This is a genomic window from Rhizobium sp. 01L419 (genome assembly GCF_056400025.1).
This window is the reverse complement of record NZ_JBFTSM010000017.1, coordinates 118967-134159: the sequence shown is the minus strand read 5'-3', so window position 1 is coordinate 134159 and position 15193 is coordinate 118967. Positions and strand designations below refer to the sequence as shown.

Annotated in this window: 17 protein-coding genes; 4 read left to right on the top strand and 13 right to left on the bottom strand. The window is 59.7% G+C overall.

Features of this window, described 5'->3' with window-relative positions:
• Positions 1–53: 53 nt before the first annotated feature.
• Together grxD and AC1DUP_RS28260 are read right to left on the bottom strand one after the other, a co-directional pair.
• Positions 54–392 (bottom strand): Grx4 family monothiol glutaredoxin, encoded by a 339-nt coding sequence (gene grxD, locus AC1DUP_RS28265; RefSeq protein WP_113299446.1) that lies wholly within the window; start codon positions 390–392, stop codon positions 54–56.
• 307 nt (positions 393–699) lie between these two features.
• On the bottom strand, positions 700–930 hold the full coding sequence (locus tag AC1DUP_RS28260) for a hypothetical protein (RefSeq protein WP_113299444.1): 231 nt from the start codon (positions 928–930) through the stop codon (positions 700–702).
• A gap of 166 nt (positions 931–1096) precedes the next feature.
• Here AC1DUP_RS28260 and AC1DUP_RS28255 point away from each other — a divergent pair, with 166 nt between their 5' ends.
• Entirely contained in the window at positions 1097–2242 is a 1146-nt protein-coding gene (locus AC1DUP_RS28255; RefSeq protein WP_113310669.1) for an alpha/beta hydrolase family protein, read from the top strand.
• A 129-nt stretch (positions 2243–2371) separates the two neighbouring features.
• Here AC1DUP_RS28255 and AC1DUP_RS28250 read toward each other — a convergent pair whose 3' ends face one another.
• From AC1DUP_RS28250 to AC1DUP_RS28235, 4 genes are all read right to left on the bottom strand, one after another.
• Positions 2372–2605 carry a BolA/IbaG family iron-sulfur metabolism protein gene (locus AC1DUP_RS28250; protein ID WP_007826248.1) on the bottom strand — a complete coding sequence of 78 codons (234 nt, stop codon included), beginning with the start codon at positions 2603–2605 and terminating at the stop codon, positions 2372–2374.
• Between the two features lie 19 nt (positions 2606–2624).
• Complete coding sequence (gene purL / locus AC1DUP_RS28245) at positions 2625–4859, bottom strand: phosphoribosylformylglycinamidine synthase subunit PurL (RefSeq protein WP_113310668.1); 2235 nt, start codon at positions 4857–4859, stop codon at positions 2625–2627.
• A gap of 241 nt (positions 4860–5100) precedes the next feature.
• A complete protein-coding gene (locus AC1DUP_RS28240; RefSeq protein WP_113310667.1) occupies positions 5101–5682 on the bottom strand; it encodes an acyloxyacyl hydrolase in 582 nt (193 codons plus the stop codon).
• Positions 5683–5807: 125 nt separating this feature from the next.
• Positions 5808–7226, bottom strand: a complete 1419-nt coding sequence (locus AC1DUP_RS28235) for an aminotransferase-like domain-containing protein (RefSeq protein ID WP_113310666.1) — start codon at positions 7224–7226, stop codon at positions 5808–5810.
• Between the two features lie 79 nt (positions 7227–7305).
• Here AC1DUP_RS28235 and AC1DUP_RS28230 point away from each other — a divergent pair, with 79 nt between their 5' ends.
• Positions 7306–7560, top strand: a complete 255-nt coding sequence (locus tag AC1DUP_RS28230; protein ID WP_113310692.1) for a DUF1127 domain-containing protein — start codon at positions 7306–7308, stop codon at positions 7558–7560.
• 106 nt (positions 7561–7666) lie between these two features.
• Here the strand turns inward: AC1DUP_RS28230 and AC1DUP_RS28225 are convergent, their stop codons facing one another.
• The 7 genes from AC1DUP_RS28225 to AC1DUP_RS28195 all read right to left on the bottom strand — a co-directional run bounded on the left by AC1DUP_RS28225 (position 7667) and on the right by AC1DUP_RS28195 (position 13594).
• Positions 7667–8071: a hypothetical protein gene (locus AC1DUP_RS28225; RefSeq protein WP_113299438.1), complete on the bottom strand. Its 405-nt coding sequence runs from the start codon at positions 8069–8071 to the stop codon at positions 7667–7669.
• A gap of 38 nt (positions 8072–8109) precedes the next feature.
• Positions 8110–8781, bottom strand: a complete 672-nt coding sequence (gene purQ, locus AC1DUP_RS28220) for a phosphoribosylformylglycinamidine synthase subunit PurQ (RefSeq protein ID WP_113299437.1) — start codon at positions 8779–8781, stop codon at positions 8110–8112.
• A complete protein-coding gene (locus tag AC1DUP_RS28215) occupies positions 8778–9332 on the bottom strand; it encodes an RNA 2'-phosphotransferase (RefSeq protein ID WP_477836004.1) in 555 nt (184 codons plus the stop codon). Before AC1DUP_RS28215 ends, purQ begins: the two co-directional genes overlap by 4 nt.
• 44 nt (positions 9333–9376) lie before the next feature.
• Positions 9377–9619 (bottom strand): phosphoribosylformylglycinamidine synthase subunit PurS, encoded by a 243-nt coding sequence (purS, locus tag AC1DUP_RS28210; RefSeq protein ID WP_113299435.1) that lies wholly within the window; start codon positions 9617–9619, stop codon positions 9377–9379.
• A 15-nt stretch (positions 9620–9634) separates the two neighbouring features.
• Entirely contained in the window at positions 9635–10399 is a 765-nt protein-coding gene (gene purC, locus AC1DUP_RS28205; protein ID WP_113299434.1) for a phosphoribosylaminoimidazolesuccinocarboxamide synthase, read from the bottom strand.
• Positions 10400–10629: 230 nt separating this feature from the next.
• Positions 10630–12933 (bottom strand): bifunctional diguanylate cyclase/phosphodiesterase, encoded by a 2304-nt coding sequence (locus AC1DUP_RS28200; RefSeq protein ID WP_477836001.1) that lies wholly within the window; start codon positions 12931–12933, stop codon positions 10630–10632.
• 106 nt (positions 12934–13039) lie between these two features.
• Positions 13040–13594, bottom strand: coding sequence for an RBBP9/YdeN family alpha/beta hydrolase (locus AC1DUP_RS28195; RefSeq protein WP_113299432.1), 555 nt, complete (start codon positions 13592–13594; stop codon positions 13040–13042).
• Positions 13595–13754: 160 nt separating this feature from the next.
• On the opposite strand from AC1DUP_RS28195, the gene AC1DUP_RS28190 reads away from it, so the two are divergent.
• Both AC1DUP_RS28190 and AC1DUP_RS28185 read left to right on the top strand, forming a co-directional pair.
• Complete coding sequence (locus AC1DUP_RS28190) at positions 13755–14558, top strand: DUF2189 domain-containing protein (RefSeq protein ID WP_477835998.1); 804 nt, start codon at positions 13755–13757, stop codon at positions 14556–14558.
• 126 nt (positions 14559–14684) lie between these two features.
• The gene (locus AC1DUP_RS28185) at positions 14685–15149 is read left to right on the top strand and encodes a low affinity iron permease family protein (RefSeq protein WP_113299478.1); all 465 of its coding nucleotides are present in this window, start codon (positions 14685–14687) and stop codon (positions 15147–15149) included.
• Positions 15150–15193: the final 44 nt, after the last annotated feature.

The following is a 15193-nucleotide window of genomic DNA, read 5'->3' as shown; positions in this document are numbered from 1 at the left end:
CGCCTCGAACTCAAGATACAGATTTGGAAACCGGACGGACGCCCGGTGACCGATCAGGCGACGGCGGTCTTAACCGTGACGCCATTTTCCTGGAGGTGCTGCTGCAGCTCACCGGCCTGGAACATTTCCCGCACGATGTCACAGCCGCCGACGAATTCGCCCTTCACGTAGAGCTGGGGGATCGTCGGCCAGTTGGAATAATCCTTGATGCCCTGGCGGATTTCCGAATCGGCGAGCACGTTGATGCCCTTATAGTCGACACCGATGTAATCGAGAATCTGGACGACCTGGCCGGAGAAACCGCACTGCGGAAACTGCGGCGTGCCCTTCATGAAGAGGACGACGTCGTTGCTCTTGATCTCGTTTTCGATGAATTCGTTGATACCGCTCATAGGCCTTAATCCTTTCAACAGGCGGGTTAAAGGCCCGCCGTTTCAATCGTTTTCCTTAGATAGCATGTGGGGGCCGGAATTCCACCCGCCAAAACCAAAAAAAGACCAATCCGCGACACTCTGAGGCGCACATTGTTGCCTAAGCGTTACGGCTCCCTGGGTGAGGCAGACCTGGGTCTGTTCTATATCGGTATCGGTGAAGTGGCCGAGATCCCATTGCGAGACTTCGGTCATGACATCGAGATCGCATTCGCCCATGCCCTTGCCGCAAGGAAATGCAAGCACTGCAGCTTACGATGGAAAAGGTTTAGGCCGGGCGCTGCCTACTGCGGCCTGCCGCCGTGCGGCGCTTGCTGACCTGCTTGCGAGCGGGCTTACGGCTCGTCGAGGTTGCCTTGCGCATGGTGCGGCTCGTTGTTACTGAAGCTGCCTTGCGACGCTTGCGCTTGGTCGTGGTGCGACCCGTCGTCTTCTTCAAGATTTCCTTCAGAACGCTATTGACCACGCCTGACACCAGTTCATTCACGAGACTAGCCACAAAATCCCTCCCAATCTGATCAAAACGCACCTTCCGCTATTGAATTCCGGAAGAGTTCGCTTAGCAAGTCGGTTCGAAGGTTTTATCCGGTTTTTCGCCGTATTTTCAAGCGAACCCGTCATCCTGGCAACGTCGCCCTCAACCCGCCGGAAAGAAGAAAAAGACCATGAAACTCGTCGAGAAGCGGGTTGTGCTGCATTTCCCCGGCTTCGAGCCGCTTGATGGCGCAGCACACCGGGCGCGGTATGAGCGTACCGCCCGGCAAAGCGCATCCGTCTGGGGTTATAATGTCGCGACGGGTGCTGCAAACGAAGGGCACTATGTTTCCTTCGATGTCGGCACGGGTGCCGATGGCTGGCAGACGAAGACGCGTATGCATGTCTTCGACCATAATGATCTGGTGCAGCGGCTACGCATGGGAAATACGGCAAGCCGGATCGCGACGGGCTTTCTAAGCTTCTGGCAAGTGGTGCGGGAAGGCGGTATGGCCGGCTATTTCCGCCATGCCTGGCGCTTCGGACTGTTCTTTATCTTTCCCTTCCTGCTGACGGCCCTTGCAATCGTCATCACGCTGCAGATCCTGACGCTGCCTTACTGGCTGGGACTTCCCGGCTGGCATCTCGGCTGGAGCGCGCCGCTGGCGGCCATCTTCTTCATCTTCGGCTTCCTGCCATTCTCGGAGCGCTTCCACACGCTGCATCTTTTTGCCGACTGGGAAATGGCGATGGCGCTGGCACGCATGGACAGGCCCGAATTCAACGACTGGCTGGAGCAATGCGCGACGTCGATGGGTGAGGCGCTCAATGAGGAGGCCGATGAATATGTCATCTCCTCGCACAGCATGGGCTCCAGCGTCGCAGCACACGTCGTCGGCATTCTGCTCGAGCGCGAACCTGACGCATTCAAGGGCAAGCGCGTGGTGTTTGCGACACTTGGCTGCGCCATCCTGCAATGCGCGCTGATGTCATCTGCCACGCTTTTGCGTTCACGAGTCGGCCTGATTGCACGTTGCCCGGATATTTTCTGGCTGGACGTGCAGTGCCTGACGGATTCGATCAATTTCTACAAGGTGCCGGTCGTCAGCGTTTCCGGCCATCCGGATGCCCCGCAGGCGAGCATGATCCATATCCGCGTACGGCAGATGCTGACGCCGGAGCATTACAAAAAGATTCGTGGGGATCAGTTGCGTGTGCATCGCCAGTACGTGCTGGGGCCGGACATGAAATCTTCTTTCGATTTCACGCTGCTCACCGCCGGCCCAATGCCGGCCTCGGTTTTTGCCAATCCCGATCAGAGCAAGCTACCCGCCTGAGTTAACGGAAAAAGGTGAGGCGACGTCGATCACTTTCGAGCCAACCGCGTCTGTTCCAAAACAAAAAGGCCCGGCGGAAGGATGCCTTCCCGCCGGGCCTATTCATTTCCACAGGCCGAAGCTTGCATCTCAATCCGGCGCCGAGGTCTGCAAAGCAAGCGCGTGCAGGATGCCGCCCATATTGCCCTTCAGCGCCTCATAGACCATCTGGTGCTGCTGCACGCGGCTCTTGCCGCGGAAAGCTTCGGCGACGACTTCAGCGGCGTAGTGGTCGCCATCGCCTGCCAGATCGCGGATCGTCACCTTGGCACCGGGAATCCCGGCCTTGATCATGTCTTCAATATCGCCGGGTTTCATGGCCATGATCGTTACTCCTTGCGCATCATTCCGCAGCGGCAAGTTCGCCGCGGCCGTCCATGAAATCAGGGAACCACGATTCATGGGCGTCGCGCAATTGCTGAATCGGCAGCGAGATCAGATCGTCGACAACGAGCGCGCCACCGCCCACCGTTCCGAGGCGGCGGAAGGGAATGCCTGACCCTTCGGCATTGGCGCAGACGAAATCGGCAACATCCTTTGGAACCGTCAGGACGTAGCGGGCCTGATCCTCACCGAAGAGCTGTGCATGCGGCGCGCCTTTACCTTCGCTGAGGCTGATATTGAGACCTTTGCCTGAAGCCATCGCCATTTCGGCAAGTGCTGTCACCAGACCACCAGAGGAAATGTCGTGGCAGGCGGTCGCCTGGCCGTTGCGGATCACAGAGCGGACGAAATCGCCGTTGCGACGCTCGGCGAAGAGATCGACTTCAGGTGCGGGACCTTCGGTGCTGCCGATGACATCGCGCAGATAGACGGACTGGCCGAGATGGCTGCCGTCGGTGCCGATGAGCAGAACACGGTCGCCTTCGGCAGCGCTGCCGATACGGGCCATCTTGCGCCAGTCGGGCATCAGGCCGACGCCGGCAATGGTCGGGGTCGGCAGGATCGCGACGCCATTGGTCTCGTTATAGAGCGAGACGTTGCCGGATACGATCGGGAAGTCGAGCGCGCGGCAGGCTTCGCCGATGCCCTTCACGGCTTCGACGAACTGGCCCATGATTTCGGGCTTCTCCGGATTGCCGAAGTTGAGGTTGTCGGTCGCCGCCAGCGGCTCGGCGCCGGTCGCAGTGATGTTGCGCCAGCATTCGGCAACAGCCTGCTTGCCGCCTTCGAAAGGATCGGCCTCGACATAACGCGGTGTAACGTCGGAGGAGAAGGCCAGCGCCTTCAGCGGGTGACCTTCGACGCGCACAACGCCGGCATCGCCGCCCGGAAGCTGCAGGGAGTTGCCCTGGATCAGTGTGTCATACTGTTCGTAGACCCAGCGGCGGCTCGACTGGTTGGCAGAGCCGACGAGCTGCAGCAGCGCCTCGTTATAATCCTGGGGAGCAGCGACGAGATTGGCCGGCAGCGGCGCACGCTTGCCGGATTCGCGCCAGGGGCGGTCATATTCCGGAGCCTGGTCCCCGAGATCCTTGATCGGCAGGTTCGCAACTTCCTCGCCCTGATGCATGACGCGGAAGCGCAGGTCATCGGTGGTCTTGCCGACGATTGCGAAATCGAGGCCCCACTTGACGAAGATCGCCTTGGCTTCCTCTTCCTTTTCCGGCTGTAGCACCATGAGCATGCGCTCCTGGCTTTCCGACAACATCATCTCATAGGCGGTCATGCGCTCTTCGCGCACCGGCACCTTGTCGAGTTCGAGCAGGATGCCGAGGTCGCCCTTGGCGCCCATTTCGACAGCCGAGCAGGTGAGGCCGGCGGCACCCATGTCCTGGATGGCGATGACGGCGCCGGTCTTCATCAGTTCCAGGCAGGCTTCGAGCAGGCATTTCTCGGTGAAGGGGTCGCCGACCTGAACTGTCGGGCGCTTCTCCTCGATCGATTCGTCGAATTCGGCGGATGCCATCGTTGCACCACCGACGCCGTCGCGGCCGGTCTTGGCGCCGAGATAGACGACGGGAAGGCCGACGCCCTTGGCTTCCGACAGGAAGATGGCGTTAGACTTGGCAAGGCCCGCAGCAAAGGCGTTGACGAGGATGTTGCCGTTATAGCGGGCATCGAATTCCACTTCGCCGCCGACCGTCGGCACGCCGAAGGAATTGCCGTAGCCACCGACGCCGGAGACCACGCCGGAGACGAGGTGGCGGGTCTTCGGATGATCCGGCTCGCCGAAACGCAGCGCGTTCATGGCAGCGATCGGACGCGCGCCCATGGTGAAGACGTCACGCAGGATGCCGCCGACACCGGTCGCCGCACCCTGGTAGGGCTCGATATAAGAGGGGTGGTTGTGGCTCTCCATCTTGAAGACGACGCAATCGCCGTCATCGATATCGACCACGCCGGCATTTTCGCCCGGTCCCTGGATGACGCGCGGACCCTTGGTCGGCAAGGTGCGCAGCCACTTCTTGGAGGATTTATAGGAGCAGTGCTCGTTCCACATGGCCGAAAAGATGCCGAGCTCGGTAAAGGACGGTTCGCGGCCGATCAGATCCAGAATGCGCTGGTATTCATCCGGCTTGAGGCCGTGTGAGGCGATGAGTTCCGGCGTGATCTTGATAGTGTTGGGAATGGTCATGAGCTCTCGAAAGTCCCTGCCTTAGAGCAATCCAGCAAAAGTGCGCAGCGGTTTTGCGTCCGGAATTGCGTGAAACAAAGAGATAGAGCACGACCGAGATTCGAAGAACAACGGACATGCCCTAGCGCGTTTGCCGTGTCTTTAGCTTAAGTAGGAATTGCGCGCGATAGGAAAATGCCTGCCGTCAACAGAGGGCAGGCATCAAAAGCTTCATAATGCTGTCTTTAACGGGCGAAGCCCGTCAGAATTTGTAGCCGACCATCAGTCCGGCGCGGGTCATGCCGTCGTTGGGGCCATCGCAGAGATTGGCATTCGAGGAATGGGCGAGCTGCGCCATGACATTCCAGTTGCTGTTTAAGCGATAGCCGGCGCCGAGATATTCGTGGAACAGCACACGACAGCCGAGATCGGGATCGTCGTCGTCATCGCGAAGCTCGCCAGTGTGGATGACGCCGCCGAAGCCAGCTTCAGCGAAGATCTTGTCGCTGAGGTCGACCGTCCAGGTGAAACCGGCGAAGAACTGCGTGGCTTCACCCGCCGTGCCGATCGAGGTGCCGACATGGACGCGCGGATGCATGAGCTGCTGCTTCCAGTCGGTTGCCTGCTCAAAACCGAAGGGATCGAAAAGGACCGTTACTTCAGGGAAAACGCCATCTTCATGCGAGTGACCGCCCTGAACGGAAGCAGAAGCGCCGAAGCGCAATTCGTCGAAAATCTTGCCTCCGGCTTGCGCCGTTGATGACATTCCCAGGCTGCTGGCAATGAGTGCGACCAACGCGATACTCGACAGGCGTAGCAGGCTCAAACGGAAATCGAATTTCATCTGCTGTCCCTTGATTCTCGCTTAAACAGCGGAATGTGAAAGAGGTAACACGCAGAGTTAGACGGTAAAGCGCTGGTGTCCGGATCATGGCTTTTTCCACAATCCTGACACCAATTTGCAACAGTTCAGATTTCCCCGTCGTAGGCGGAGCCGCCATTTTCCAGCAGTCGTTTCAATATCATAAGGCCGGACACCAGCTCGTTTCTATCCTTCGGTGAAGAGAAGCCGATGCGCACGCGGTGATAGACTTTGTCGCCACGCGCCGCCTTGAACTCATCCTCGTCGTCGACAAGCACGCCATCGCGAAAGGCGGCATTCTTGAAGGTGCCGGACAGCCAGGGTTCCGGCAGTTTCAGCCACAGGAAGGGCGCATGCGGGTGGGATTCGAAATCAAAGCCCTGCATGACCTCACGGGCGAGACTCACGCGGGCCGACAGTTCCAAAACGCTCGCGTCGCGGATCTCATGCGCCTTGCCGCTCAGGACAAGGCGCGCGCAGGTTTCCGCCAGGATGAAGGGCAGGCCGCCCGTAACCATCTTGTGCGTGACCTTGATGCGCTGGGCGAAATGCGGCGGGCAGGCGACCCAGCCGCCACGCACGCCGGCAGCAACCGATTTCGACAGGCCATTGACCAGGAAGGTGCGATCGGGCGCGATTGCGGCAAGCAGTGGCGTAGCGTCATTGGCCATGCCACCATAGAGATCGTCCTCGATGATCCACACACCGTGCCGTCTGGCAATTTCGGCGATCGCGACGCGCCGCTCATAGGGCATGATGGCGAGTGTCGGATTGTGGACCGTCGGCATCGTAAAGACGAGCTTCGGATGCTGCTGCTGGCAGAGCCGCTCGAAATCCTCGGGAATGATGCCGTTTTCATCGGACTCGACTGTCAATGTACGCCGGCCGAGCAGGCGGACGCTGCGGCTCACCTGCGTATAGGTGAGGTTTTCGAAGACGATCTTGTCACCGGGTGCTGACACGGCTGCGATGACGGAGATGGCCGCCGCATGCGCGCCGAGCGTCGGCACAACGTTTTCAGCCTCCGGCGACCAGCCGTTGCGCGCCAGCCACAGACGGCCGGCCTCGAACCAGTTCGGTGGGAAGCTGCGGGAGTAGGAAGAGATTTCCGCCAGATGCTGTTCGCCGATCTCGGCCATGATGCCGGCGATGATCTTGCCCTGACCGAGATCCGGGGCAGCGGTCGTATCGAAGCGAAGCTTGTTCGGCGGGGCCTCGGCAACACGTGTGCCACTCAGCGAAAGGGTGACAGGGTCCACCTGCTCGCTGGGCGGCGTATCGGCGCGGTCAAGCACATAGGTGCCGCGGCCAACTTCGCCGGCGACGAGCCCGCGCTCATGAACCAGCGCATAGGCCCGGCCGATTGTTCCGATTGTCACCCCGATATCATAGGCAAGATTGCGCTGCGGCGGCAGCTTGGCGCCCGCCGGCAAGGTGCCGGAAGCAATGGCGGATTCGATATTGTCCGCAAGCCGCATATAGACCGGGCCAGAGCCCTGCGAAAGATCAGGAAGCCAATTTGTCATGGTGACAATGAATAGATTGTCACCCTCTCTCTGTCAAGACTATGTGACAATCACAAGAGCAGAACAACAGGAGCCAAGGATGTCCGTTGTACCTCCAATAAAGAGCGATATTGTATCGATTGTCTCTATCGATAGCCCGCACGAAATTGTCCTCCCGACGCAGGCGCCGGCCACGACTCAGCTGGGGCGTCTGCGGGCAGTCTTCCTGCTATGGCAACAGAAGCGGGAGGGGCGCCTGGCGTTGCGCGGACTGACAGCGGATCAACTCAAGGATATCGGCCTGTCGCAGTCCGATGCCGCACGCGAAGTCAGCAAGTCATTTTTCTGGGACTGAAGCTTAGAGCATTTCGGCTTTTCTGCGAAACACGGGAAATGCTCTGTCTCTCTGTTTTCACGCAATTGCGGACGCAAAACCGCTGCGCACTTTTGCTGGAATTGCCCTAGCTGCAGGCGCGGTTACCGCCCGACCAGCGGGTGACATCGGCGGCGATACGGCCGGAAACCGGCTCGGACATCATCGGTCCGAAAGCCTGCATCTTGGCTGGGCTGCCTTCGGCCTGCACCACAAGCAGCGGCCGGCTTTCCGGGCTGCCCTTGTGCACGACCAGAATGCGCGGACGGCCGGAGAAGGAATTGAGTTCCGGCGCGAGCTTGTAAGCCGCGAAAGCCGGATCGCCCGACTTGAACCAGCAGCTATTGGCGCCGAGCGCCACACGCTCCATCGTCGACAGCGCACTGCGATCCGGTCCCCTTACAGGAGCCGGAGACTGGCAGGCAGCGACGAATGCCGCGAGGCCGGCAAAGGCCGCAGCGTTGGCAACGGCGGCGAAAAGGCGAGGGCGCATTCAGCTTGCTCCAGTGGTCCGGCGAACGGGCCGCCTAATCAGGCAGCGATGACGTCGAGCGCCGAGGCGAAGAGGCCGCGGCCATCCGAACCGCCATGGGCGGCTTCGATAAGATTTTCCGGATGCGGCATCATGCCGAGCACATTGCCCTTGGCATTCACGATGCCGGCAATGTCGTTGACCGAACCATTCGGATTGGTGCCTTCAGCATAGCGGAAGACGACCTGGCCGTTGCCCTCGATGGCAGCGAGCGTCTCGGCATCGGCAAAGTAGTTGCCGTCATGATGGGCGACCGGGCAGCGGATGATCTGGCCCTTTTCATAGGCACGGGAGAAATCCGTCTCGGCGTTGACGACTTCGAGCTTGATCTCGCGGCAGACGAATTTCAGCGAGGCATTGCGCATCAGGGCGCCCGGCAGCAGGCCCGCCTCGACGAGGATCTGGAACCCGTTGCAGACACCCAGAACCTTCACGCCCTGGTTTGCCTTTTCGATGATCGCCTGCATGACGGGCATGCGCGCGGCAATCGCGCCGCAACGCAGGTAATCGCCATAGGAGAACCCACCGGGAATGACGATCAGGTCGACGTCAGGGATTTCCGTTTCCGTCTGCCAGATCGTCACCGGCTGCTGACCGGAGATCTTGGTGAGCGCGGCGATCATGTCGCGATCGCGGTTGAGGCCCGGAAGTTGAACGACGGCTGATTTCATAAGGTCCCCGCGTTTGGCGAAAGATATTGAACTGGAACGCTTTCGGCGAGCCATACTCCATTGTCCGAGACAAAGAAAGAATGGCCCTCTGAAAACATGCGGGCTGCGTCTACACGCAGGATGATATAGTCGCCCTTGCGGCGCGTTGCGACGATCTTTGCCGTTTCGACATCATCAGAAAGATGAACGTGGTGCCGTTCCATCTTCTTCAGGCCTTCGCGCTCGATCAGGGGCCAGTTCACCAGCGACGTGCCATGAAAAAGGACTGCCGGCGGCTCGACCGCCTTCAATGCCAGATCGACACCGATGCTATGGCCCTGGTTGGCGCGAATTCTGTCATCGACCAGGGCGAAGCGCTTCTTCGGACTGTTCTCGATGATTTCGATAATATCGGCGCGAGAGACGTCGTATCTCGACATCAACGCCTTCTCGAACACATCGAAGGGGACCCAACCTTCGGCATCAAGCGTCAGGCCTGCGGCTTCCGGCGCATGGCGCAAAACATAGCTCATGAATTTCGAGACTTCCGTCTCCAGCTTTGTTTCCATCATGACGCCTAATCCTGAAAGCCCGCCGGACGGCGGGCCTGTGATCGTCAGTCGATCGCGATCGCGTAGTTCTCGATGACCGTGTTTGCGAGGAGTTTCTCGCACATGGCCTTGAGTTCCGTCTCGGCCTTGGCCTTGTCGGAACCATCAAGTTCCAGGTCGAAGACCTTGCCCTGGCGGACATGGCCGACGCCGCCGAAGCCGAGGGCGCCAAGCGCGCCTTCGATAGCCTTGCCCTGAGGATCGAGAACGCCGTTTTTCAGCGTGACGGTGACGCGAGCCTTGATCACTTGTTTTCCCTGCTTTTACTTGACCAGAACGGGACCCGTGCCGCGCACGGGCTCGTTTTCATTGATGATGCCGAGACGGCGCGCGACTTCCGAATAGGCTTCCAGCAATCCGCCGAGATCGCGGCGGAAGAGGTCCTTGTCCATCTTCTTGCGGGTCTCGATATCCCAGAGACGGCAGCTATCCGGCGAGATTTCGTCGGCCAGGATGATGCGCATCATGTCGCCCTCGAAGAGGCGGCCGCATTCGATCTTGAAATCGACGAGCTGGATCCCGACGCCGAGGAAAAGACCGGTCATGAAGTCGTTGACACGGATGGCGAGCGCCATGATGTCGTCGAGTTCCGCCGGGTTGGCCCAGCCGAAAGCGGTGATATGCTCTTCGGAGACCATCGGGTCCTCGAGCGTATCGGACTTGTAATAGAATTCGATGATCGAACGCGGCAGGACCACGCCTTCCTCGATGCCGAGGCGCTTGGCGAGCGAGCCGGCGGCGACATTGCGCACGACGATCTCAAGCGGGATCATCTCCACTTCCTTGATCAGCTGCTCGCGCATGTTGAGCCGGCGGATGAAGTGGGTGGGAATGCCGATGTTGTTCAGATGGCTGAAAATATATTCAGAAATACGGTTGTTGAGGACGCCCTTGCCATCAATGACTTCGTGCTTCTTCTTGTTGAAAGCAGTGGCATCGTCCTTGAAGAACTGGATCAGCGTACCCGGTTCAGGCCCTTCATACAGAATCTTTGCCTTGCCCTCGTAGATACGGCGGCGACGGTTCATAGTCGTTATTCTCTGCTGTTGGCGCTCTTGGGATAGCGCGCGTGGATCGATCTCGTGGCGTCCCCTTAAAGGAAAAGAGAGAGTTTCACAATCCGCCTGTCACTCCTTCCCCGGTTTCCGGCCCTGCGCGGAAAACCGCAAAGAGAATCGAATGTCTTCGCAAGGGAAGACTACCGCCTTTTTGTTTACGGTGAAATGAAGGCAAAATCTCGGAGGGGTTATACAGGTGTTTATCTGGAGGCTGTTTTGGAGATGGGCCGGTCGACGGAAAGTCGCAGATCCGTCTGCAGCGCGCGGGCTGCACCCTCCGGCTGCCGCCAGCTTCCGCTGCGGATGAAGGTGGGGATCTGCATGGCAGGCATCGGCCGGGCGAGAGCATAGCCCTGCAGCATGTCGCAACCAAGCTCTTGCAGGATACGGACGTGATCGGTGGTCTCCACACCTTCGGCGGTGACGAGAATGTTCAGCGAGCGGCCTATTTCGATGATGGAGCGCACGAGCTTGCGCTGCTCGGCCGATTGCGGCAGCCGGCTGATCAATTCGCGATCGATCTTCAGCGTCTTCGGGCTGAGCCGCAGCAGGCTGACGATCGAGGCATGGCCGGTGCCGAAATCATCGACTTCGATGTCGATGCCGAGCTTCTTCAGCTTCTTCAGATTTGCGGTCACCGCCTCGTCGCAATCGTCGAGCGAGATGGATTCCAGAAGCTCGAATGAGATCGTGCCGGGCTCGATCTTCAGGGAACGCAGCTTCTTGCCGAGCTGCGGATCGGACAGTCTCCGGCCGGAGACATTGACCGAGATGCGGGGAATGGCGAAGCCTTCGCGGACCCAGACCTTCCGATCGGCGATCGCCCGTTCGAGGATCAAGGCATCGATGGTCGAGACGACGTCGAGGTCTTCGGCAATGTCGAGGAAACGATCCGGGGCCAGCAGGCCGTGTTCGGGATGCTGCCAGCGGGCCAGCGTCTCGATGCCGGCGATATCGAGCGTGCGGGCATCGAATTGCGGCTGATAGAAGGGCACGAATTCGCTGCGCTCCAGGCCGATCAGGATTTCGTCAGCTAGGCGCTTGGCCGTCAGGATCGTGCGGCGCGCGGCATTCGAGAAGAATTCGTGGCGGTTGCGGCCGGAGCCCTTGGCCCGGTAGAGCGCGATATCGGCATTGAGGAGAAGCTGCTTTTCATCGAGCTTCGGGCCGCTGTCGATGGCGATGCCGATGCTGGCGCCGAAGCGGCAATCATGCCCCTCATATCTGATGGGTTTGCGCAGCTCGCGGATGATGCGTTCGGCGACGGTGGCGATCTTCTTCGAGGCGGTGTCGACGATGCAGAGGACGACGAATTCATCGCCGCCGATGCGCGCGACGAAATCAGTGGCGCGAATGGAGTCGCGCAATACCCGGGCGGCATGTTTCAGCATATGGTCGCCGGCGCGGTGGCCGAGCGTATCATTGATCTGCTTGAAGCGGTCGAGATCGATATGAAGGATGGCGAGCGCCAGGCCTTCCTCGCGGCACTGGGTGGAGCGCTCCTCCAGCATCTTGTCGAGATAGCGGCGGTTCGGCAGGCCGGTCAGATAATCATGGAACGCCAGATGCTCGATGCTTTCCTTGGCGGCTTCGAGCTGCCTGTTGCGTGCTTCGGCGAGATCCTTGGCTCGCTGCAGTTCGTTGCGCAGCGCCACCTCGTCCGTTACGTCCCAGTTGGCGCCGATCAACCGCCGGCAACCGTTGCCATCGACGAAGAAGGCAGCGCGGGCGCGGATGATGCGCTCGGCGCCATCCCCCCGGATGATGCGGAATTCCTGGTGAAAGGGCATCTCGTCTCGGACATTGCTCTCGACGGTGCCGAGCACGCGCTCGCGATCATCGGGATGGATCGCATCCGGCCACGCAGCGGCGGCAGCGTGGCGATCGAGGCCCTTCATGCCGTAGATCGCGATGAGGCGATCGTCCCATTCGACGGTTCCATGATCGATATCGGCTTCGAAGACGCCGATATCGCTGATCTGCAGAGCAAGATCGAGACGGCGGGAGAGCTGAGACAGCATCTCCTCGGTCTCCTTGCGGATGGTAATATCGGTATCCGTGCCCACGACGCGCTGTGCAGCGCCATTCTCATCCCATTCGACAGGCGCCCCTCGGCATTCGATCCAGACCCAATGTCCGTCCTTATGGCGCTCGCGATACTGGAAGACGTGACAATTCGGATCGCCGGCGTTTTGGCGCTCTATCGCCTCGACGACAAAATCACGGTCATCAGGATGTACGAGCTGCAGCCAGGCTTCGTAGTCGCCATCCGCTTCCTCATGCGGGGCCATGCCGCGGATGTTCTTCCATGTCTGGGAATAATATTTCTTGTCGAGGCGATAATTGTGATCCCAGACACCGAGGCCGGAACCGACCAGCGCATAGTTCCAGCGGCTTTCACGCTCGGCGATGTCGGAATCATCGGTGTAGCTTGCGAACCCATCGGCCGCCGGTTCGTCGCGACTGATATCGGCGGCGGTTTTGGGCGGCTGGCTTTGCTTCACGGGCGCTCTCGCTATTCTGGCGTGTGCGCAGTCTGCGGTCTTTCCATTAAGAAATACTTAGAAAGCGATCGCTTAATTCTCTGGAAACCCCCGATATTCCGGTTTCTCAGCCGGGCAGGCGACTGAGAAACTGGGCAAAGACCATCGTGCCCTCCGGCCACGGGCCGTGACCGGATTCCGAGTTGATGTGACCGGACTCGCCGGCATCCACCAGGAAGGAACCCCAGCTGTTGGCGATATCGTCGGCATGCTCATAGGTGCCGAAGGGATCGTTGCGGCTGGCAACCGTAATCGAGGGGAAGGGCAGCGGATCGCGCGGGTAGGGGCCGAAGGTCATCAGATGCTTCGGGCGGATATCAGGATTGGCTACATCGGGGGGCGCCACGAAGAAGGCGCCGGCAACGCGCTTCTGAAACAGCGGGATGGCATGGATCACCGAGGGCACGCCAAGGGAATGGGCGATGAGCACGACGGGGCGTGTGCTGGCATTCACCGCTTCGGCGATGCGGGCGGTCCAGTCGTCGCGCACGGGCTTCGACCATTCCGCCTGCTCGACGCGCCGCGCCGTGCTGAGTTTTGCTTCCCAGCGGGTCTGCCAATGGTCGGGACCGGAATTGGTATAGCCGGGAATGATGAGGATATCTGCGTCTGAAGCTTTCATGGTGCCGCCGATGTGAGAAAGCGTAACCGCGATGTCAAGGGAAAGAGCGACTTAGCTCAAAAAATTTGCTACAGTGGCTGTCTGCCGGTTGCGTTCTCGTGTCGGCCCCTTGTTGCCGACACATCGCCTCCGGCTCATCTTGGCTGAGGAGGAGAAAGCCATGACGACATTTCATGTCATGACGGGCGCTGGCGAGAGCTTCGCACGGCCCGTGGTCAATAAGATCAGCATAGCCGACGTCTTCGACGCGCTCAGGCTCGGTTTCGAGGATTTCCGCGAGAAGCCTTCGCATTATGTTTTCCTGTGTCTCATGTATCCGATCGCCGGCATCTTCCTGACGATGCTGAGTTCGGGCGCCAATCTTGCACCGATGATCTTTCCGCTTATGTCGGGCTTCGTGCTGATCGGCCCGATCGCCGCGATCGGCCTCTACGAAATCAGCCGCCGGCGCGAAGCCGGACTCGATTCCTCCTGGACGCATGCACTCGACGTGCGCCACTCGCCGGCTTTGCCGTCCATCATCGCCGTTGGCCTCCTGCTGTTCGGGATCTTCACCGTCTGGCTGGTCACGGCGCAAACCATCTATGCGGGGCTTCTCGGCGAAGTCTTCCCGCGCTCCATGTCGCTCTTCCTGCAGCAAGTGTTCAGTACGCCGGAAGGCATGCAGCTCATCCTGTGGGGCAATCTGGTCGGCCTCGGCTTTGCTTTCGTCGTTCTGGCGATCACCGTCGTGACCTTCCCGATGCTGCTCGACAAGGATTGCGGGGCGGTGGCCGCGATGGTCGCCTCGATCCGCGCAACCTTCATCAATCCGGTACCGGTATTGCTCTGGGGCCTGATCGTTGCCGCATCGCTCGTCATCGGCACAATCCCGCTCTTTGTCGGCCTCGCACTCGTCATTCCCATCCTCGGCCATGCGACCTGGCATCTCTACCGGAAGCTGATTGCCCGCGAAGCCATGTGACGGCAGCACTCCCGGGGGTATCGCGAATTTCCATGATGCCCCCGGAAATTCACTGCACTCTGGAACCTCGGAACCTTGCATGGAGTTTGTCTTACGCCGACTTCTGAGGAGGATTTCAAGGTGACCATACGCCACGTGTTTGCCCACTTCGCGACCAAGATATCGGAGTGGGCGGGCAAGCCGGTGACCTTCATTCTGGCGCTCATCGCCGTGATCATCTGGGCTGCTCTCGGCCCTGTCTTCGACTACTCGGAAACCTGGCAGTTGGTGATCAATACCGGCACGACGATCATCACCTTCCTGATGGTCTTCGTGCTGCAGAATGCGCAGACACGCGATACGCGCGCCATCCAAGCAAAGCTCAATGAGATCATCCTCACCAGCCATGCGGAGAACCGCTTCATCGGCATCGAAAATCTCGATGAAGAAGACCTCAAGCACCTCGACCAACTGGTGGCCAAAGCGGCTAAAGGCAAGGGTGAGACAGAGGCCTGCGAGATATCGGATGAGCCGGCCGATACATCACCTGCAAAACGCGAGTCGAGAAAGCGCAAGACGCCAGTGGCTTCCACGCAGCGCAAGCGGAAATGAAAACGGCGCCTCATGGGCGCCGTTTCAAGGGATATCTTGCAGCG